This window comes from Telluria sp. ZT3P26 (assembly GCF_059686035.1).
Genome location: NZ_JCASII010000001.1, coordinates 716,401 through 736,431, shown reverse-complemented (window position 1 = coordinate 736,431; position 20,031 = coordinate 716,401). Strand labels below are relative to the sequence as shown.

Sequence of the window (20,031 nt, the reverse complement as noted above, 5' to 3'; positions counted from 1 at the left end):
ATTGTTTGACAACTTTGGATAATTGCCCATTAAGTCGACTCTGACCCTAATTAATTTCGGCTAGTTTTGCGACCAAATCGAGTCATCCTGGAAATTGAGTTCCAGCCGGAATCAGATTTGGCGTTTGGCGGCTAAAAACGCTCTAAAACAATGAGGGTCAGAGTCGAATTGTTTGACAACATTGGGTAATTGCCCATTAATTCTACTCTGACCCTGATTGTTTTTGTGACCTGTGGGAAATTGTAGGGGTGTTGTCAGTCTTCGCGTTCCAAGCCGTCAGAACCCAGGAGTAATTGGGCGGCTTCGCTTGGGAGCGCTTCGACGGATTTGAGTTTGCGGGCCATCTGGCGGCTGCGGACTTCGGCGTTTTCGATGTTTTTCGCTGCCCGCTCCAGCGTTGTTTTCGTCGCGGCCAGCACGTCGCCGAACTTGGTGAATTCGGTTTTGACTGCGCCCAGCACCTGCCACACTTCGGATGAGCGTTTTTCCAGCGCCAGCGTGCGGAAGCCCATTTGCAGGCTGTTGAGCAAGGCGCTCAGCGTCGACGGGCCGGCGATTGTCACGCGCAGCGTGCGCTGCAGGTCGTCGGCCAGGCCCGGGCGGCGCATCACTTCGGCGTACAGGCCTTCCGTTGGCAGGAACAGGATCGCGAAATCCGTCGTCTGTGGCGGCGAGACGTATTTGTCGCAGATGGTTTGGGCCTCGCGCCGCACTGCCCGTTCCAGCTCGGCGCCGGCGCGGATGACGCCTTCGGCGTCCGCAATGTCGGCTGCAGCCTGCAGGCGCTCGTACTGCTCCTTCGGGAACTTGGCGTCGATCGGCAGCCACAGTGGCGCGCCGCCGTCGACCGTGCCCGGCAGCTTGATCGCAAATTCTACCCGCGCGTTCGAGCCTGCCACCGTCTCGACGTTCTTCGCATACTGCTCGACCGTCAGCACCTGCTCGAGCAGCATCTCCAGCTGCACCTCGCCCCACGTGCCGCGCGTCTTCACGTTCGTGAGCACGCGCTTGAGGTCCCCCACGCCGATGGCCAGCTGCTGCATCTCGCCCAGGCCCTGGTGGACTTTTTCCAGCCGCTCCGACACCTGGCGGAAAGATTCCGTCAGCCGCGTTTCCAGCGTCGCGTGCAGCTTTTCGTCGACCGTCTGGCGCATCTCTTCCAGGCGCTTGCCGTTGTCCGCCTGCAGGTCGCGGATCTTCGATTCGAGCGTGTTGCGCACTTCGAGCATGCGCTGGGCATTCGATTCGGTGAGGTTGCCCAGCGTTTGCTGCAGCGTGTCGGCAAAGCGCTTGAGCGCGCGCGCCTGCTCTTCGCGCCCGCTGCTCGACTGCAGCTGCATCTGCTGACGCATGCTGTCGAATTGCTGGACCGAGGCATTGTGATATTGGGCCAGGTGGCCGGCGGTCTCCTGGCGCGTCGATTGCGCGCTGGCCTGCAATTCCTGGCGCAGCTCGCGCTCGAGCCGTTCGATGTGCGCGCCGTTGCCATCGCCGCTGCCGCGCAGGCGCAGCAAGACCAGCACCAGCAACGCGATGATGAGCGCGAGGCCCACCAGGATCAGGATCTCTGCTGTCGTCATCGTTTCAATCGGCCTTGTTGCGCATCCAGTCGGCGGTCTGGAAGAAAGAGGTCATCAGGCGCACCCGCAGCGCCTCGTCATAGCCCAGGTCTTCCATCGCCCACGCCATCGCGCGCAGCCACGCGTCGCGCTCCCTGGTGCCGATCGCGTACGGCAGGTGGCGCGCGCGCAGGCGCGGATGGCCGTAGCGTTCGATATACAGGTCCGGCCCGCCCATCCACCCGGACAAAAACATGAACAGCTTGTCGCGCGAGCTGTCGTTGGGCACCGGGTGCATCACGTGGATGTTGGCGAACTCCGGCTCGAGCTGCATCAGGTCATAGAAACGGTCCACCAGCGCGCGCAGACGCTCGGCGCCGCCCATGATCTCGTACAGCGTTGGCGTGTCGGTTTGCGTATCCTGCATGCTCACGCCTCCCGCAACGTCTGCAGCGGCGGCTGACGCAGCACGCCGCGCAGGCCGAACCAGCCGCCAAGGATCGCGCACAGGATCCCTACCACCAGGCCGGCCAACCACACGCCCGGCGCGAACGTCCACGGGAATTTGAACTGGTACGTCGCCAGCGCCCAGCCCAGCGCCGCAGCGCCCGTCGCCGCGAGCAGGCCTGACAGCCCGCCCACCAGCACGAACTCGATCCGCTGCGCCCGCGCCAGTTGCTGGCGCGTCGCGCCCAGCGCCCGCAGCAGCCCGCCTTCACGCGTGCGCTCCGACGTCGATCCCATCAACGCCGCATACAGCACCAGCACGCCCGAGGCCAGCGTGAACAGGAACAGGAATTCGACCGCGACCACCACCTGGTCCAGCACATCCTGCAGCTGGCGGATGATGCCGGAGACATCGACCACGGTCAGGTTCGGGTACGCACGCGTGAGTGCATTGCCCAGGTTCGCGCCTTCGGCCGGCACGTGGAACGCCGTCATGTAGGTGGTCGGCGCATTGGCCATCGCGGCCGGGTTGATGATGACGAAAAAGTTGGCGCGCATCGAGCCCCATTCGAGCTTGCGCACGCTGGTGATCTTTGCGTCCACCATCAGTCCCGCCATGTCGAAGCGCAGGCTGTCGCCCAGCTTCAGGCCAAGGCGGTCCATGATGCTTTTTTCGACCGACACTTCGGCCAGGCCGGGCGCATCCCTGAACCACGCCCCTTCGACGACCTCGTTCCCCTCCGGCAGCGCATTGGTCGTCGACAGGTTGAATTCGCGGTTCGCCAGGCGGCGCGCCTCGCCGTCGGCGAAGGTGTCGCTCTTGATGGCGGCGCCGTTGATCGCCGTGAGGCGCCCGCGGATCATCGGGAACAGCACCGGCTCCTTCACGTTGGCCGCCACCAGCTGGCCTTCGACGCCCTTGGTCTGCTCGGGCAGGATGTTGATCACGAAGCGGTTCGGCGCGTCGGCCGGCGTGGCCGACTGCCAGGCCGCCATCAGGTCGCCCCGCACGACGGTCAGGAGCAGCAGCGCCATCAGGCCGAGCGACAGCGAGACCACCTGCACGACCGTGGCGCCGGGCCGGCGCTGCAGCGACGTGACGGCAAAGCGCCAGGCCTGCTGCGGGAACAGGTTGCGCATGCGGCGCAGCAGCTTGAGGCCCAGCCAGGCCACGAGCGCGAAGAAGGCGAAGCCACCGAGGAAGCCCCCGGCCGTGATCAGCGCCAGCGTCAGGTCGCCCGCCTGCCAGTAGAGCAGCAGGAAGAAGGCGCCCACGCCCAGGCCATAGGTCGCCAGCGCGGCCGGTTGCGGCGCGCCGGCTTCGCGCCGGATCACGCGGTTGTGCGGCACATTGCGTAATTGCAGAATTGGCGGCAGCGCAAAGCCCACCAGCAGCAGCATGCCCGTGGCCACGCCCTGCAGGGCCGGCAGGATCGACACAGGCGGCAGCTCGGTGCGGATCAGCGATGCAATCAGTTCGAGCAGCACGAAGTGCGCGCCGAAACCCACCAGCACACCGAGCACGCTGCCCAGCAAGCCGACGAGGGCGAATTCGGTCACGTACATGACGGTGACCTGGTTCTGGGTCAGGCCCAGGCAGCGCAGCATCGCGCAGGCATCCAGGTGGCGACTCATGAAGCGGCGCGCCGCCATCGCCACGGCCACCGCCGCCAGCATCGCCGACAGCAAGCCCACGAGCGACAAAAATAAACCCGCCCGATCGAGCGTCGCGCGCATTTCCGGGCGTCCGTTCTCGAGCGTCTCGATGCGCACGCCCTTCAGGTTGCCGTCCCTGATCTGCGCGCGCAGCCAGGTTTCGTAGGCTTTGATGGTCGCCAGGTCATTGCGGTTGGTCGAAGCAATCTGCAGCCGGAAGTCCACGCGTGCAAAGTCGTCCACCAGGCCCGTGGCCTTCAGGTCGTCCATCGACAGCATCACGCGCGGCGCGAAATTCGCGAACGACGCGCCTTTATCGGGCTCGGTGGCGATCAGCTGCGTGATGCGCAACTGGCTGTTACCCAGTGTGAGCATGCCGCCCACCTGCGTTGACAACTGCGCGAGCAGGCCGGGATCGACCCACACGGTGCCCGGCGCCGGCACGGCGCGCGTCGGCTCGCCGCGCGCGCCACTGGCCGCGACCGGGTCGGTCGTGATCTTCATCTGGCCACGCAGCGGATAGCCTTTCGACACAGCCTTGATCGACGAGAGCTGCGCCAGCGAGTCGTCGCCCTCGCCTGCCTGCGCCATACTCGGGAAGGTCACCGTGTCGGCCAGCAGCAGGCCGCGCCGCGTGGCTTCGTCACGCCAGGCCTGGGGTACCGGGTCATCGGTCTTGACCAGCAGGTCGGCGCCCAGCAGCTGGTGCGCGTCGCGGTCCATGCCGGCGCGCATGCGGTCAGTGAAGAAGCCGACCGACGTGAGCGCCGCCACGGCGACGATCAGCGCCACCAGCAGGAAGCGCAGTTCACCGGCGCGCCAGTCGCGCGCCGTCATGCGAAGTGCCTGGACGAACATGGCGTCGCTCCGTGGTTAAGGTCAGGCGTTGGCGAAGAAGTCGTCGACTTCGGCCAGGAAGGCGCGCTTGCGCTCCGGATCGATGAAGGCGGCCTGGAAGCTGTTGCGCGCCAGTTGCTGCGCGTGCGTCGCATCCAGCGGCAAGGCGTCAAAAGCGGCGAAGTAGTTCTCGTTGACGTAGCCGCCGAAATAGGCCGGATCGTCCGAGTTGACCGTAACGGCCAGGCCAGCGTCGAGCAAGGTGCGCAGGTTGTGCGAACCCATGACGTCGAACACGCGCAGCTTGATGTTCGACAGCGGGCACACGGTCAGCGCCATCTGCTCGCGCACCAGGCGCTCGACCAGCGCCGGGCTTTCCAGGCTGCGCACGCCGTGGTCGATACGCTCGACCTTGAGCACGTCGAGCGCGCTTTCGATGTAGGCCGGCGGGCCTTCTTCACCAGCATGCGCAACCAGGCGCAGGCCCAGGTTGCGGGCGCGCTCGAACACGCGCGCGAACTTCTCGGGCGGGTGGCCGACTTCGGACGAATCCAGGCCCACGCCGATGAACTTGTCGCGGTACGGCAGCGATTCGTCCAGCGTGGCGATCGCGTCGTCTTCCGACAGGTGGCGCAGGAAGCACATGATCAGTTCGGCGCTCAGCGGCGCATCCTGACAGGCGCGCCAGATGCCGTTGATGACGGTCTCGAACGGCACGCCGCGCGCGGTGTGTGTTTGCGGGTCGAAGAAGATTTCGGTGTGGCGGACATTGTCGGCATGCGCGCGCGCCAGATAGGCGGCGGTCATGTCGTAAAAGTCCTGCTCGGTCAGCAGCACGCTGGCGCCGGCATAATAAATGTCGAGGAACGATTGCAGATCGCTGAAAGCGTAGGCATCGCGCAACGCTTCGACCGAGTCATAGGCCAGCTGGACGTTGTTTCTTTGTGCCAGAGCAAAAATCAGTTCTGGCTCAAGCGAGCCCTCGATATGGATGTGCAGTTCAGCCTTGGGCATGTTCTGCAACAGGGTGCGCAAGCGGTCGTCAAGCATGGTGTTCTCCAACAGGTGTTCAGTGAATAAGGTCGCGTTGAGGCGACCGGCAAGTGTAACGCATGCGTGCGATCGCCTCATGCCCTAGCGAAAAAGCGTGGGTTCATCGTTTGGGCAGTGCACGATTGACGTGCGTCGCCTGTTGTACAGCCGGTGAAAACTCGATACGCTTTGCATGAACCTGAATGTGGTTCAAACCGTGTTCATGTACCTTCCGTGCGCACGTGCCGCGCAGGTCAATATCTGATTTTCTGTTGTTAAATCAAGCACTTGTTGCAGGTTCATTATGTTGTGCAACAGGACTTTGACTTCGGAAACTATTAGGCACATAATAAATTTCAGTAACGCAAAACGACGCCCTCCGCACTGCAGTCTGTCCGATATGTTCGGATTGACAACAAGCAATCGCACGCGCACCTTCCACGACGCCGACCACACTGGCGCCGCACGTGACGAACGAACAAGGAGTACGCCGAAATAACCGGGGCCCCGGGCAGCGCCATGCGCTGTTGTGACAGTGATTCGTTGTTGGCACATTAAAGGAACTTCAAATGAGCATCTTTGATAACTACACGGCCCGCTATGAGCGTACTCGGGAAGAGGAATACTCGATGACCGAGTTCCTGCAGATGTGCAAGCGCGACCCGCTGACGTATGCCAGCGCGCCAGAGCGCATGCTCGCTGCCATTGGCGAACCCACATTGGTCGATACCCGTCTCGATTCACGCCTGTCGCGCATTTTCGCCAACAAGGTCATCAAGATCTATCCGGCGTTTCGCGAGTTTTACGGCATGGAAGAAGTGATCGAGCAGGTCGTTTCGTATTTCCGCCACGCGGCGCAAGGCCTGGAAGAACGCAAGCAGATCCTGTACCTGCTGGGCCCGGTGGGCGGCGGCAAGTCGTCGATTGCCGAAAAACTCAAGAGCCTGATGGAGCTGGTGCCCTTTTATGCGATCAAGGGTTCGCCCGTCAACGAATCGCCGCTGGGCTTGTTCAGCGAAGACGAGGACGGCCAGATCCTCGAAGAAGATTACGGCATCCCGCGCCGCTATCTGCGCGCGGTGCCGAGTCCCTGGGCCGTCAAGCGCCTGCATGAATTCGGCGGCGACATCAACAGGTTCCGCGTCGTGCGGCGCTATCCGTCGATCCTCAAGCAGGTCGCCATTTCCAAGACCGAGCCGGGCGACGAAAACAACCAGGATATTTCATCCCTGGTTGGCAAGGTCGATATCCGCAAGCTCGAGGATTTCTCGCAGGACGATCCGGACGCCTACAGCTATTCGGGCGGCCTGTGCCTGGCCAACCAGGGCCTGATGGAATTCGTCGAGATGTTCAAGGCACCGATCAAGGTGCTGCACCCGCTGCTGACGGCCACGCAGGAAGGCAATTACAAGGGCACCGAAGGATTCGGCGCGATCCCGTTCGACGGCATCGTGCTGGCCCACTCGAACGAATCGGAATGGAAGACCTTCCGCAACAACCGCAATAACGAGGCATTCCTCGACCGCATCTACATCGTCAAGGTGCCGTACTGCCTGCGGGTGTCGGATGAAGTGAAAATCTACGACAAGCTGCTGCGCAATTCGTCGCTCGACAAGGCGCCCTGCGCGCCCGGCACGCTGCGCATGATGTCGCAATTTGCCGTGCTGTCGCGCCTGAAGGATCCCGACAATTCCAGCATCTATTCCAAGATGCTGGTGTACGACGGCGACAACCTGAAGGACACCGACCCCAAAGCCAAGTCGCTGCACGAATATGCCGACTACGCCGGCGTGGACGAAGGCATGAACGGGTTGTCGACCCGCTTTGCTTTCAAGATCCTGTCGAAGGTCTTCAACTTCGACAATACCGAGGTGGCCGCCAATCCGGTGCACCTGCTGTACGTACTCGAGCAGCAGATCGAGCGCGAGCAATTCCCGCCCGAGACCGAGCAGCGCTACCTGTCATATATCAAGGAACACCTGGCGCAGCGTTACGTCGACTTTATTGGCAAGGAGATCCAGACGGCCTATCTGGAAAGCTATTCCGAATATGGCCAGAACATCTTCGACCGCTACGTCACGTTTGCCGACTTCTGGATCCAGGACCAGGAATTCCGCGATCCCGATACCGGCGAGAGTTTTGATCGCGAGTCGCTGAACGCCGAACTGGAAAAGATTGAAAAGCCGGCCGGCATTTCGAATCCGAAGGATTTCCGCAACGAGATCGTCAACTTCAGCCTGCGCGCGCGCGCCACCAATGCGGGCAAGAATCCGGCCTGGACCAGTTATGAAAAGTTCCGCAGCGTGATCGAGAAAAAAATGTTCTCGAATACCGAGGAACTCCTGCCGGTGATTTCGTTCAATGCGAAGGCGAATACCGACGACGCGAACAAGCACGCCGATTTCGTGGCGCGCATGGTCGAGAAGGGCTACACGCCGAAGCAGGTACGGCTGCTGTGCGAGTGGTATCTGCGGGTGCGCAAATCGTCGTAAGCACCAACGCTCAGGCAACAGCGTTGCCGGCTGCCCGCAGGCCGTCAGCCGGCAACGTCCCACGCTGAACGTGCGGCGTACGCGCGTTCGCATAGCGTATTAAGATAAGGGTGCTGCCGTTGTGATGGCGGCGCCACAGCGCCACACCAGCGTGTCATCAACGCCGGATCCGCGCTTACATTGAGCAGGAGGCCTGTTTTGACTTACCTCATCGACCGCCGATTGCAGGGCAAGAACAAGTCTGCGGTCAACCGCGAACGCTTCCTGCGCCGCTACAAGGCGCAGATCAAGGATGCTGTCGGCCGCGCCATCAAGGGCCGCTCGATCACCGACATCGAAAACGGCGAGAAGGTCACCATCCCCGTCAAGGATGTCAACGAGCCGCACTTCGGCCACGCCCATGGCGGCGTCTGGGAAACCGTCAACCCCGGCAATACCGAATATCAAAAGGGCGACCAGTTCAGTCGCCCGCGCGGCGGTGGCGGCGCCGGCCGTGGCCGCGCCGGCAACAGCGACCAGACCGTCGAGGACGATTTCATCTTCGAGCTGTCACGCGAAGAATTCATGAATTATTTCTTCGAAGACCTCGAGCTGCCAAATATGGTCAAGACGCAATTGACCCAGACCATTGAATACAAGAACCAGCGCGCCGGCTACAACGTCTCGGGCACACCATCGAACATCCACGTGCTGCGTTCGCTGCGCGGCGCACTGGGCCGGCGCATCGCCGTGGGCGGTCCGGCGCGGCGCCAGTTGTCCGAAGCCCAGGAACAATTGCAGGCGCTGTTCGACGAAGGCGCACCGGGCGACGACCAGGGCGTCATCGAACTGAAGGACCACATTCATCATCTGCGCATCCGGCTCAATGCGATTCCGTTCATCGACCCGTTCGACCTGCGCTATGCCAACCGGATCAAGGTGCCCAAGCCAAGCACGCAGGCGGTGATGTTCTGCATCATGGACGTGTCGGGCTCGATGGACGAAACGCGCAAGGACACGGCCAAGCGCTTCTTCATCCTGCTGTATCTGTTCCTGAAACGCGTGTACGAAAAGATCGATGTGGTCTTCATCCGCCACCACACGGCCGCGGCCGAGGTCGACGAGAACGAATTCTTCCATTCGCGCGAGTCGGGTGGCACCGTCGTCTCGTCAGCCTTGCACCTGCTGCAGAAAGTCCTCAGTGAACGCTACGGCAGCGCTGACTGGAATGCCTACGTGGCGCAAGCCTCCGACGGCGACAACTGGGACAACGATTCGGTGCTGTGCAAGCAGATCCTGTCCAATGGGATCATGCCGCGCGTCCAGTACTACACCTATGTCGAAATCACGGATGGCCCGCCACAGAACCTGTGGGAACAATACTGCGACGTCGCCAGCCAGCACCGCAACTTTGCGATGCAAAAGATCGTGACCCCGGCCGATATCTATCCCGTGTTCCGGGAACTGTTCAAGAAGCAGGCCAAGTAGCCGCGCGAACAACCGAACCAGCCAACCGCAGCGAGGTGCCCCATGCCAAGAGATCCGGATAACCCGCGCGCCCTGCCCGAGCAGTCGGAATGGACCTTCGACCTGATCGAGCAAGCGCATGAAGAAATCAGGCGCGTGGCGCAGCGCTACGGCCTCGACACCTATCCGAACCAGCTCGAGATCATCACTGCCGAGCAGATGATGGATGCGTACACCTCGGTCGGGATGCCGGTGTCATACAACCACTGGTCGTTCGGCAAGCATTTCCTGAGCACCGAGAAAAGCTACCGCCGCGGCCAGATGGGCCTGGCCTATGAAATCGTCATCAATTCCAATCCCTGCATCGCGTATCTGATGGAAGAGAACAGCCTGACGATGCAGGCCCTGGTGATCGCGCACGCGGCGTATGGCCACAACTCCTTCTTCAAGGGCAATTACCTGTTCAGAAGCTGGACCGATGCCGATGCCATCGTCGACTATATGGTGTTCGCCAAGAATTACATCGCCGAATGCGAGCAGCGGCATGGCATCGATGCGGTAGAAGACGTGCTCGACTCCTGCCACGCGCTGCAGAACTATGGCGTGGACCGCTACAAGCGCCCGGCCAAGCTGTCGGTGGCGCAGGAGGCGGCGCGCACCAAGGAGCGCGAAGAGTATGCCCAGTCACAAGTCAACGCCATCTGGCGCACGCTGCCGCTGCGTGAAGAGCAGATACTCAGCGCCGCGCCCGTGCGCTTTCCGCCAGAGCCCGAAGAAAACCTGCTGTACTTCATCGAAAAATATGCACCGCTGCTCGAGCCGTGGCAGCGTGAACTCGTGCGCATCACGCGCAAGATCTCGCAATATTTTTATCCGCAGCGCCAGACCCAGGTGATGAACGAAGGCTGGGCCACGTTCTGGCACTACACGATTCTGCAGGACCTGTACCAGGAAGGCATCGTCGGCGACGGCTTCATGCTCGAATTCCTGCAAAGCCACACCAACGTCGTCTACCAGCCGCCAGCCAACAGCCCGTATTACAGCGGGATCAACCCGTATGCGCTCGGCTTCGCGATGATGAGCGACATCCGCCGCATCTGCGAGCACCCGACCGACGAAGACCATACCTGGTTCCCCGACATTGCCGGGAGCGACTGGCGCAAGACGCTGGACTTCGCGATGCGTAATTTCAAGGACGAGAGTTTCATTGCGCAGTACCTGTCACCAAAGCTGATCCGCGAATTTCACTTCTTTGCCGTGCTCGACGACGACCGCAGCGACAAGTTGTCGATCTCGGCCATTCACGACGAAGCCGGGTACCGCTACGTGCGTCACAAGATGGCTGAACAGTACAACCTGGGCAGCCGCGAACCCAATATCCAGGTCTGGCAAGTCAATACGCGCGACGACCGCGCGTTGACGCTGCGTCATACGCAGTACAACCGCCGTCCGCTGAACCAGCAGGCGCAAGAGGTGCTAAAACACATTGCCCGTCTGTGGGGCTTCGACGTGCGCCTGGAGACAGCCGATCCCAACGGCCACGTCGTCAGCTTCCTCGAGTGCCGGCGCGAGAAGCGCGCGCGCTGAGCGTTGGGTGGACGGCTGCGCCGTCCACCCTACCGTGCCTTGGGCTCATCAAACGCGACGATTCAGCCCTCTTCAATCAGCTCCATCACGGTTTCAGGTGCAGAAATCGACCTGCGCGCTGGCCCAACCCGCCCTACTTTCCGCCCTTTCCACATGTAAATACCATGAGTGCGTAGCACTACGTACGTGGTCGCGTTCTCTTGGTATCGCCAATAAACCGATTTCATGGTATGTTGCCGTCATCACATGTTGGCGCTGTCACATCCACGTCATGGCAATATGGTGGTGAAGTACCTAGCAAAACTAAGTAATATAGTTTGGAGAAGCAGGTGTGGGGGCTCGCAGCTTTCTTTCCTGTCAAGTTGACGTGATTGTTGGGCGCACGGTTGAGTTATCTCAATGGTGACAAGTCGTATAACTTTTATCTATAGCGTGTCATGGCAGGCGCTGGTTCCAGGTGCGTTGCTCTTGACTACCGGATAGGGAGATTCGCGATAGTTCGACGAAAAGTCGATGCCTAGTCATAGGAAATTTGCCAAACCAATTAATTAGCGACAATAATTTGGCAAAAGCAGCCTGAGCATTGATCTTCCACGTGACGAGGAGAATCCATTAATAGATTAGACAATTTCCGGACTTCCAAACCCCGACGTGCAGCCCGTCAGTTCTTGTATAGATGAGCTGCTTTGCCTGCTTTTACAAGCAGTTAGCGGTCCTTTCGCTGCTGTAAAAATGTATGTGCAAAAAAGAATTCGTAGGTATAATTCCTCGAATGTCCCGGATGCGGCTCTAGGTTTCCGTCGTATTTAGTGGGTTTGGTAGCAACAAAAAAGAGTTGGCATTGGAGAAATATGGCATGAATTTTTCGAACGAAAAGCAACCCGGGAAAAATTTCACAGGATTGATCGTTGTGATCATCTTCCACATCCTTGTGGGTTGGGCACTCGTGGCCGGCCTGGGTACCCGGATCGTCAGCACGGTGACCGAAGCTGTGGAAACCAAGCTGATTGAAGAAGTGGCACCACCGCCACCACCGGAAACCCCGCCACCGCCACCACCGCCGGAAATGAAGGCCCCACCGCCTCCGTTCATCCCGCCGGTTGAAGTGCAGGTGCAGCAGCCGCCACCGCCGCAGAACGTGATCGCCGCAGCAACGACGACGCCGCCACCGACCACGTCGCTGGCACCGCCTGCACCACCGGCACAACCTGCGCCGCCAGCACCACCGGCACCGCGTGGCGTCAGCCGCAGCGAGGCAGTAGCAGACTTTAATACTTGCGCACGTCCGGAATATCCGCGTTCGTCGCAACGCAATGAAGAAACGGGTACCACGACCCTGCAGTTCCTGATTGGTGTCGATGGTCGCGTGTTGGAAGCCAAGCTGGCGAAGTCAAGTGGCTTCCGAGACTTGGACCGGGCCGCGCAATCGGCTCTGAGCAAATGCCGATTCAAGCCAGCCATGATCGATGGCAAGCCGGAACAGGCGTGGACAGCGGTGCAGTACGTCTGGACGCTGGAATAAAACCGGGACAAAACACCGTCTCAAACTTTGATTGTCGTTGTCGTAAGTTCAGCGAACTGTCTATTTAAATATTTTGGAGGAAGCATGTTTAAGAATACCCGTTTGTCCGCTTTCCTGGCGGCTGTCCTGTTGTCGGTAACCGCAGCATCGGCGCTGGTGTCGGCACCAGCCTTCGCTCAAGCAACCCCAGCAACCGACGCAGCTGCCCCAGCGACGACCGACGCGGCTGCACCAGCTGTCGATCCAGCTGCTGCTCCTGCTGCTGACGCTGCTGCTGCCCCGGCCGACGCCGGCGCGCCAGCTGCTGCACCAGGAACCGAAAAAAGCGAAGAAGTCTACAACCCGTACGGTCTGCAGGCCATGTGGGAACACGGCGACTTCGTCAACAAGGGCACCCTGATCATTCTGTCGCTGATGTCGATGGGTTCGTGGTACATCATCATCACCAAGCTGATCGATCAGCAAAAAGTGATGAACCAGGCTAAAGACATGAAAGCCAAGTTCTGGAAAGCACCGTCGATCGTTGCTGGTTCGGCTCAGCTGAAAGAAGGTTCGCCATTCCGCTTCATCGCTGAAACCGGCACCAAGGCTACCCAGCACCACGACGGCGCGCTGCTCGAGCAGATCGACCTGTCGACCTGGGTTACCATGCAGATCCAGCGCGCTGTTGACCGTGTTCAGTCGCGTCTGCAAGATGGCCTGTCGTTCCTGGCAACCGTTGGTTCGACCTCGCCGTTCATCGGTCTGTTCGGTACCGTCTGGGGTATTTACAACGCACTGACCGCCATCGGCATGTCGGGTAACGCGTCGATCGACAAGGTTGCAGGTCCAGTCGGTGAAGCACTGATCATGACCGCCTTCGGTCTGTTCGTTGCAGTTCCTGCCGTGCTGGGTTACAACTGGCTGGTTCGTCGTAACAAGACCGTGCTGGAAGATGTCCGCTCGTTCTCGGCTGACGTGCACTCGGTACTGATCTCGGGCGCAATGTCGACCTCGAACGCAGCAGTCAGCGCCAAAAAGATTGGATAAATTATGTCGATGAGTGTCGGATCCGATAACGGAGAAGATGAGCTGAATTCAGAGATCAACACGACGCCACTCGTTGACATCATGTTGGTTCTGCTGATCATCTTCCTGATCACGAGTCCGGTGGTTCTGAAGCTGCAACAGGTTGCACTGCCTGCAGAAGAGAACCAGGTCACGCTGACCAAACCGGAAGACGTTAACATCACCGTCAATAAAGACGGCGAAATGTACTATAACCAGCTGCACCTCGCGAACACGGACGAACTGTTCAAGTTTCTCGCGGAGCAGTCGGTGAAGGTGCCGCAACCGGCAGTAAAAGTTCGTGGCGACCAGGAAGCACGCTACGAAGCAATCGGTCGGGTCATCTACACGGCACAACGTGCCGGGGTGCAGAAGGTTGGCTTCGTGATCGAGCCACCGGGCTGATAGCCCTGCACGCGGCGTCAGGCTCATCGAGCCGGGCGCCGCGCCCTTCTCCCGACATTTGAAAAGGAAACACCATGAGTATGAGCGTAGGTTCGAGCTCCGCTAAGGATGCTGATCCGGAACCGATGATGGAAATGAACATGACGCCGTTGATCGACGTCCTGCTCGTTCTGATCATTATGCTGATCATCACGATTCCGAAGCAGAACCACTCGGTCAATCTGAACATGCCGACGGGTACCCCGCCACCGATGACGGATGTCAAGCCGGTTGTGGTCACCATCGACGTGGACTTTGACGGCACCATCCTCTGGGATGGCGAAGTGATTCCGGATCGTGCAGCCCTCGAAGCGAAGATGAATGCAGTAGCAGCGATGGCTGACCAGCCTGAAGTGCACCTGCGTCCGAATAAGCTGGTAGAGTATAAAGTTGTAGCTGGCGTGATGGCATCTGCCCAGCGCATCGGCGTCACCAAAATCGGCATGGTCGGTAACGAGCAATTCCAGTAATCGTTCCATGTTTTGACCAACACGGCAGGGCTACCCCCTGCCGTGTCCATTTTGAAATAAGGATTTTTCAGATGATCAAGTTCCGTCTCGCTCACCTCAGTATCGCGATGGCCGCACTCGGCTTCGTTGCCGCCACTCCGGTGATCGGCCTGTCCTCCGCTGTCGCTGCAGAAGCACTGCGTGCGGAAATCGGCAAACCACTGCAGCAAGCCCAGGCACAAATGAAACAGGGCAAGCACAAGGATGCTCTGGCGACCCTGCGTGGACTGGACAAAGTGGGCAACAAGACCGCCAACGAGACTTACACGATCGAGCGCGTTCGCGCTGCGGCAGCCTCGTCGGCCGGTGACTTTGACACCGCCGCCAAATCGTTCGAAGCACTGCTCGATTCGGGCAAGCTGAACGCATCCGAGCGTTCGCAGTTTTCAGAAGGCCTGGTCGGCATTTATATGCGCGCCGGCGATCTGAACAAAGCCAACAGCACGATCCAGTCCCTGCTCAAGCAGAAAGACGATCCGAAGCTGCGCGCTTACCTGCTGCAGAACTACTACAAGCAAGGCAACACTGCCGCGCTCGAGCAGGAACTGCGCACCATCGAAAAAAGTGGCCGTCTGAGCGAAGATCAGCTCGGCATGCTGGCCAATATCCAGCTCAAGAAAAACGATACGGCCGGCTATGTCCGCACCATCGAGAAGCTGGCAGCAAGCTATCCGAAAGCCCAGTACTGGACCGACCTGCTGAACCGTGTGCAGCGTCAGCCAGGTTACTCGCAGCGCCTGAACATCGATGTCTATCGCCTGAAGCTGGCCAATAACCTGCTCAAGAAGCCAAGCGAGTTCATGGAAATGGCCCAGCTGGTGCTGCAGGCGAAAGCCCCGGCCGAAGCGCTCAAGGTCATCGACCGCGGCTACAAGGCCGGCGCACTGGGTACCGGCACCGATGCCGCACGCCATCAGCGTCTGAAAGAACTGGCTGAGAAGAACCTGGCCGAGCAAAACAAGAACTTTGCTGCGCTCGAAGCCGAGTACACCGCTGCCAAGGACGCAGACCAGATGGTTGGCCTGGGTTACGCGCTGGTGCAGGCTGGCCAGGCCGACAAGGGCCTGAAAATGATGGAAGCGGCGATCAAGGCCGGCGGTCTGCGTAATGCCGAAGAAGCCAAGCTGCGTCTGGGCGAAGCCTACGCCGTCGCTGGCAAGAAGCAGCAAGCCATCGCTGCCTTCAAGACCGTTGGCGGCAAGGACGGCACGGCTGAACTGGCCCGCTACTGGATCCTGGCAGTCAACCACCCACTGTCGTAAGCGTGATGGTGGACGGCATCGCCGTCCACCCTATGTTGCAAACGGCCAAAACGCCGCCTTCGGGCGGCGTTTTTGTTTGATCGGCTCGGGCATCACACGCCCCACGCCATCAGCGGCCATCCATTCCTCTTATGCAACGTCGGTTTGCTGCGCAGTTCCCGTATAATCAGGCTTTTGGCGCCGCATACCGACAGCATGGCGCGCAACCGGAACCAGACTTGATGAAGGTATTTCGCGGACTTCCCAACGACAGGGCGCGCGCACCCTGCGCGCTCACGATCGGCAATTTCGACGGCGTCCACCGGGGCCACCAGGCCCTGCTGGCGCAGGTGCGCGGCGCAGCCGACCGGCTTGGTCTGGACGCGGCCGTGATGACGTTCGAACCGCATCCCCGCGAATACTTTGCCCGGAAACTGGGTGACCCGTCAAAAGCCCCGGCCCGTGTGGCCAATCTGCGCGACAAGCTCGAAGACCTGGACCAGGCCGGCATCGACCGCGTCATCGTCGAACATTTCAATGAGCAGTTTGCCGCCATGTCGCCGCAGGATTTCGTCCAGCGCGTGCTGGTCGACGGCCTGCACGTCAAGTGGCTGATGGTCGGCGACGACTTCTGCTTCGGCGCGCGCCGCGCCGGCAACATCGCGATGCTGACCGAAGCCGGGCGCGAACACGGTTTCGAAGTCCACACGCTCGGCACCGTGATGCAAGGCGCAGAACGCATCTCGTCGTCGGCCGTGCGTGCCGCCCTGGCCCAGGGCGACTTCTGCGCCACCAGCCGGCTGCTCGGCCATCCGTACGCGATGTCGGGTCACGTCATCCATGGCGCCAAGCTCGGCCGTACGCTGGGCTTTCCGACGCTGAACCTGCGCGTGGCCCATCGCCCTGCCCTGTCCGGCATTTTCGTCGTGCAGGTGCATGGCCTGGCCGACCATCCGCTGCCTGCCGTAGCCAGCCTGGGCGTGCGCCCGACCGTCGAAGACGCCGGCCGCACCTTGCTTGAAGTCCATGTGTTCGACTACGCCGGCCAGTGTTATGGCAAGCTCGTGCGCGTGGAATTTCTCGCCAAGCTGCGCGACGAAGAAAAATACGCCGACCTGGCCCTGCTCACCGCTGCGATCGACAACGACGCGCTGCAAGCGCGCGCGTTCTTCGACCGGCGTAACGCCGCCCTGAACGCGACCGACCGAATTTGAGTGCGCTTCCCGGCCAGTCAACGACTGGCAGGAAGCGCCTCCCCCTGTTTGCCAGACCCCATTCGACGCGGCGCCCGGCGCCGTGCACACGAACACCCAACAAAAGAACCTTATGTCCGATACCAAACAGCACAACCCTGCCAAGGGCGGCAAGAAGCCCGAGAGTAAATACCCGGTCAATATGACCGATACCCCGTTCCCGATGCGCGGCGACCTCGCCAAGCGCGAACCGGGCTGGGTCAAGCAATGGCAGGACAAGAAAATCTACGAGCGCGTGCGCAAGGCGGCCAAGGGCCGTCCGACCTTCATCCTGCACGATGGTCCTCCGTATGCGAATGGCGACATCCACCTGGGCCACGCCGTCAACAAGATCCTGAAAGACATGGTGCTGAAGTCGCGCACGATCGCCGGTTTCGACGCGCCCTACGTGCCGGGCTGGGATTGCCACGGCATGCCGATCGAGATCCAGATCGAAAAACTGTACGGCAAGAACCTGCCGACGGCCGAGGTGCTGCAAAAGGCCCGCGCCTACGCGCTCGAGCAGATCGACCGCCAGCGCGCCGGCTTCATCCGCCTGGGCGTGCTCGGCGAATGGGACAACCCGTACATGACCATGGCCTACAGCAATGAGGCCGATGAGCTGCGCGCGCTCGGCACGCTGCTCGAAAAAGGCTATGTCTACCGCGGCCTGAAGCCCGTAAACTGGTGCTTCGATTGCGGTTCGGCCCTGGCCGAAGCCGAAGTCGAGTACCAGGACAAGCGCGACCCGGCGATCGACGTCGGCTTCCCGTTTGCCGAACCGGAAAAAATCGCGGCTGCCTTTGGCCTGGACAAACTCCCGGCCGGCGATGGTTTCATCGTCATCTGGACCACGACCCCATGGACGATCCCGTCGAACCAGGCGCTCAACGTCGGGCCGGAAGTCCAGTATTCGCTGGTGCAAGCCGAACGTGACGGCAAGCCGCTGCTGCTGATCCTGGGTTCCGAGCTGGTCGAATCGTGCCTGACGCGCTACAAGCTCGAAGGCACCGTGATCGCCACCACGGTTGGCGAGAAGCTGGCCGACATCAACTTCAGGCACCCGCTGCACGCGCAGGACGCGTTCTACGACCGCCTCTCGCCGCTGTACCTGGCCGACTACGTGACGGTCGACAGCGGTACCGGCGTCGTGCACTCCGCGCCTGCCTACGGCCTGGAAGACTTCGTGTCGTGCAAGGCGCATGGCATGCAGGACGACGACATCCTCAAGCCGGTCATGGGCGACGGCCGTTTCGTGTCGACGCTGCCGCTGTTCGGCGGCCTGACGATCTGGGAAGCGAGTAAACCAATCTGCGCGGCGCTGACCGAAGCAGGCGCGCTGTTCGAACTCAAGATGTTCGATCACAGCTACATGCACTGCTGGCGCCACAAGACGCCGATCGTCTACCGCGCCACCAGCCAGTGGTTTGCCGGCATGGACCTCACGCCGAAGGATGGCGGCCCGACCCTGCGCCAGACCGCACTGGCCGGCATCGCCAAGACGCAGTTCTTCCCGGACTGGGGCCAGGCGCGCCTGCACGGCATGATCGAGAACCGCCCGGACTGGACCCTGTCGCGCCAGCGCCAGTGGGGCGTGCCGATGGCCTTCTTCATCCATAAAGAAACCGGCACGCTGCACCCGCGCACGCCGGAACTGCTGGAGCAAGTGGCCAAGCTGTTCGAAACCGGCGGCATCGACGCCTGGCACACGCTCGACCCGGTCACGCTGCTGGGCGACGACGCTGCCATCTACGAAAAGAACAAGGACACGCTGGACGTCTGGTTCGATTCGGGCGCAACCCACCAGACCGTGCTGCGCGGCTCGCACAAGGAGCAGCTGGGCTTCCCGGCCGACCTGTACCTGGAAGGTTCGGACCAGCACCGCGGCTGGTTCCACTCGTCGCTGCTGACGTCGTCGATGCTCAATGGCGAGCCGCCGTACAAGGCGCTGCTCACGCACGGCTTTACGGTCGACGAGCACGGCAAGAAGATGTCCAAGTCGCTCGGCAACACGATGGCGCCGCAGAAAATCTCCGACACGCTTGGCGCCGACATCCTGCGCCTGTGGGTGGCCTCGACCGATTACACGGGCGAGCTGTCGATCGGCGAAGAGATCCTCAAGCGCGTGACCGAATCGTACCGCCGCATCCGCAACACGCTGCGCTTCCTGCTGGCCAACACGTCGGACTTCAATCCGGCCCAGCACGCGGTGCCGATGGGCGAACTGCTCGAGATCGACCGCTACGCGATCGCCTCGATGGCCCAGCTGCAGAAGGACGTGGCGGCGCACTTCGAGCGCTACGAATTCCACCCGGTCGTCTCGCGCCTGCAGAACTACTGCTCGGAAGACCTGGGCGGCTTCTACCTGGATATCCTGAAGGACCGCCTGTACACGACCGGCATCGATTCGCCGGCGCGCCGCTCGGCGCAGACCGCGCTGTGGCATATCGCGCATGCGCTGCTGCGCGTGATGTCGCCGGTGCTGTCGTTCACGGCCGAAGAAGCGTGGGCCGTGTTTGCAGACCAGGAAACGTTCAACGCCAGCGATGAAACCATCTTCACGCAGACGCTGTGGACGTTCCCCGAACTGCCGGACGGCGATGCGCTCCTGGCCAAGTACGCGTTGCTGCGCCAGGTGCGCCTGGACGTGACGAAGCAGCTGGAAGAAGTGCGCACCTCGGGCGCGATCGGTTCGTCGTTGCAGGCCGAACTGGCCATCAAAGCGTCGGGCGAGAAATACCGCGCGCTCGCCAGCCTGGATGACGACCTGAAGTTCGTCTTCATCACGTCGCAGGCAAGCGTCACGGAAGTGGCAAGCGAGGCTGAGGAAGCCGTGGCCGTCGTGCCGTCGGACGCCGAGAAGTGCGAGCGCTGCTGGCACTATCGCCGCGATGTCGGCCACGATTCAGCACATCCAACGCTGTGCGGCCGTTGCACGAGCAATCTGTTCGGCGCCGGCGAAGCGCGCCGTTTCGCATAA

The 20,031-nt window shown here is 61.1% G+C and carries 14 protein-coding genes; 10 read left to right on the top strand and 4 right to left on the bottom strand.

The window, feature by feature from the left end:
- Positions 1–254: 254 nt before the first annotated feature.
- Genes AC56LN_RS03225 through AC56LN_RS03210 form a run of 4 tightly spaced genes read right to left on the bottom strand, consistent with a single transcriptional unit; the run spans position 255 to position 5,549 of the window.
- On the bottom strand, positions 255–1,580 hold the full coding sequence (locus AC56LN_RS03225; RefSeq protein ID WP_332532449.1) for a DNA recombination protein RmuC: 1,326 nt from the start codon (positions 1,578–1,580) through the stop codon (positions 255–257).
- Positions 1,581–1,584: 4 nt separating this feature from the next.
- Positions 1,585–1,986 carry a group II truncated hemoglobin gene (locus AC56LN_RS03220; protein WP_499569911.1) on the bottom strand — a complete coding sequence of 134 codons (402 nt, stop codon included), beginning with the start codon at positions 1,984–1,986 and terminating at the stop codon, positions 1,585–1,587.
- Between the two features lie 2 nt (positions 1,987–1,988).
- Positions 1,989–4,520 (bottom strand): ABC transporter permease, encoded by a 2,532-nt coding sequence (locus AC56LN_RS03215; protein WP_499569910.1) that lies wholly within the window; start codon positions 4,518–4,520, stop codon positions 1,989–1,991.
- A 21-nt stretch (positions 4,521–4,541) separates the two neighbouring features.
- Entirely contained in the window at positions 4,542–5,549 is a 1,008-nt protein-coding gene (locus AC56LN_RS03210; protein WP_482899863.1) for an adenosine deaminase, read from the bottom strand.
- A 551-nt stretch (positions 5,550–6,100) separates the two neighbouring features.
- Between AC56LN_RS03210 and AC56LN_RS03205 the strand changes: the two genes are divergently transcribed.
- From AC56LN_RS03205 to ileS, 10 genes are all read left to right on the top strand, one after another.
- The gene (locus AC56LN_RS03205; protein WP_499569909.1) at positions 6,101–8,023 is read left to right on the top strand and encodes a PrkA family serine protein kinase; all 1,923 of its coding nucleotides are present in this window, start codon (positions 6,101–6,103) and stop codon (positions 8,021–8,023) included.
- Between the two features lie 198 nt (positions 8,024–8,221).
- Positions 8,222–9,490 (top strand): YeaH/YhbH family protein, encoded by a 1,269-nt coding sequence (locus tag AC56LN_RS03200; RefSeq protein WP_499569908.1) that lies wholly within the window; start codon positions 8,222–8,224, stop codon positions 9,488–9,490.
- Between the two features lie 42 nt (positions 9,491–9,532).
- On the top strand, positions 9,533–11,056 hold the full coding sequence (locus tag AC56LN_RS03195; protein WP_499569907.1) for a SpoVR family protein: 1,524 nt from the start codon (positions 9,533–9,535) through the stop codon (positions 11,054–11,056).
- 856 nt (positions 11,057–11,912) lie between these two features.
- Positions 11,913–12,578 carry an energy transducer TonB gene (locus AC56LN_RS03190; protein WP_499569906.1) on the top strand — a complete coding sequence of 222 codons (666 nt, stop codon included), beginning with the start codon at positions 11,913–11,915 and terminating at the stop codon, positions 12,576–12,578.
- An 84-nt stretch (positions 12,579–12,662) separates the two neighbouring features.
- Positions 12,663–13,607, top strand: a complete 945-nt coding sequence (locus AC56LN_RS03185) for a MotA/TolQ/ExbB proton channel family protein (protein WP_482899868.1) — start codon at positions 12,663–12,665, stop codon at positions 13,605–13,607.
- 3 nt (positions 13,608–13,610) lie between these two features.
- A complete protein-coding gene (locus AC56LN_RS03180; RefSeq protein WP_258835394.1) occupies positions 13,611–14,030 on the top strand; it encodes an ExbD/TolR family protein in 420 nt (139 codons plus the stop codon).
- Between the two features lie 74 nt (positions 14,031–14,104).
- The gene (locus AC56LN_RS03175) at positions 14,105–14,539 is read left to right on the top strand and encodes an ExbD/TolR family protein (RefSeq protein ID WP_183555798.1); all 435 of its coding nucleotides are present in this window, start codon (positions 14,105–14,107) and stop codon (positions 14,537–14,539) included.
- A 71-nt stretch (positions 14,540–14,610) separates the two neighbouring features.
- Positions 14,611–15,840 carry a tetratricopeptide repeat protein gene (locus AC56LN_RS03170; RefSeq protein WP_482899870.1) on the top strand — a complete coding sequence of 410 codons (1,230 nt, stop codon included), beginning with the start codon at positions 14,611–14,613 and terminating at the stop codon, positions 15,838–15,840.
- Positions 15,841–16,061: 221 nt separating this feature from the next.
- A complete protein-coding gene (locus AC56LN_RS03165) occupies positions 16,062–17,033 on the top strand; it encodes a bifunctional riboflavin kinase/FAD synthetase (protein WP_499569905.1) in 972 nt (323 codons plus the stop codon).
- Positions 17,034–17,145: 112 nt separating this feature from the next.
- Entirely contained in the window at positions 17,146–20,031 is a 2,886-nt protein-coding gene (ileS, locus tag AC56LN_RS03160) for an isoleucine--tRNA ligase (protein WP_499569904.1), read from the top strand.

Coding starts and splice junctions, on each gene's coding strand:
- AC56LN_RS03170 (WP_482899870.1), top strand. CDS start 14,611: ATGATCAAGTTCCGTCTCGCTCACCTCAGTATCGCGATGGCCGCACTC.
- AC56LN_RS03225 (WP_332532449.1), bottom strand. CDS start 1,580: ATGACGACAGCAGAGATCCTGATCCTGGTGGGCCTCGCGCTCATCATC.
- AC56LN_RS03205 (WP_499569909.1), top strand. CDS start 6,101: ATGAGCATCTTTGATAACTACACGGCCCGCTATGAGCGTACTCGGGAA.
- AC56LN_RS03195 (WP_499569907.1), top strand. CDS start 9,533: ATGCCAAGAGATCCGGATAACCCGCGCGCCCTGCCCGAGCAGTCGGAA.
- AC56LN_RS03215 (WP_499569910.1), bottom strand. CDS start 4,520: ATGTTCGTCCAGGCACTTCGCATGACGGCGCGCGACTGGCGCGCCGGT.
- ileS (WP_499569904.1), top strand. CDS start 17,146: ATGTCCGATACCAAACAGCACAACCCTGCCAAGGGCGGCAAGAAGCCC.
- AC56LN_RS03190 (WP_499569906.1), top strand. CDS start 11,913: ATGAATTTTTCGAACGAAAAGCAACCCGGGAAAAATTTCACAGGATTG.
- AC56LN_RS03220 (WP_499569911.1), bottom strand. CDS start 1,986: ATGCAGGATACGCAAACCGACACGCCAACGCTGTACGAGATCATGGGC.
- AC56LN_RS03165 (WP_499569905.1), top strand. CDS start 16,062: ATGAAGGTATTTCGCGGACTTCCCAACGACAGGGCGCGCGCACCCTGC.
- AC56LN_RS03175 (WP_183555798.1), top strand. CDS start 14,105: ATGAGTATGAGCGTAGGTTCGAGCTCCGCTAAGGATGCTGATCCGGAA.
- AC56LN_RS03180 (WP_258835394.1), top strand. CDS start 13,611: ATGTCGATGAGTGTCGGATCCGATAACGGAGAAGATGAGCTGAATTCA.
- AC56LN_RS03210 (WP_482899863.1), bottom strand. CDS start 5,549: ATGCTTGACGACCGCTTGCGCACCCTGTTGCAGAACATGCCCAAGGCT.
- AC56LN_RS03185 (WP_482899868.1), top strand. CDS start 12,663: ATGTTTAAGAATACCCGTTTGTCCGCTTTCCTGGCGGCTGTCCTGTTG.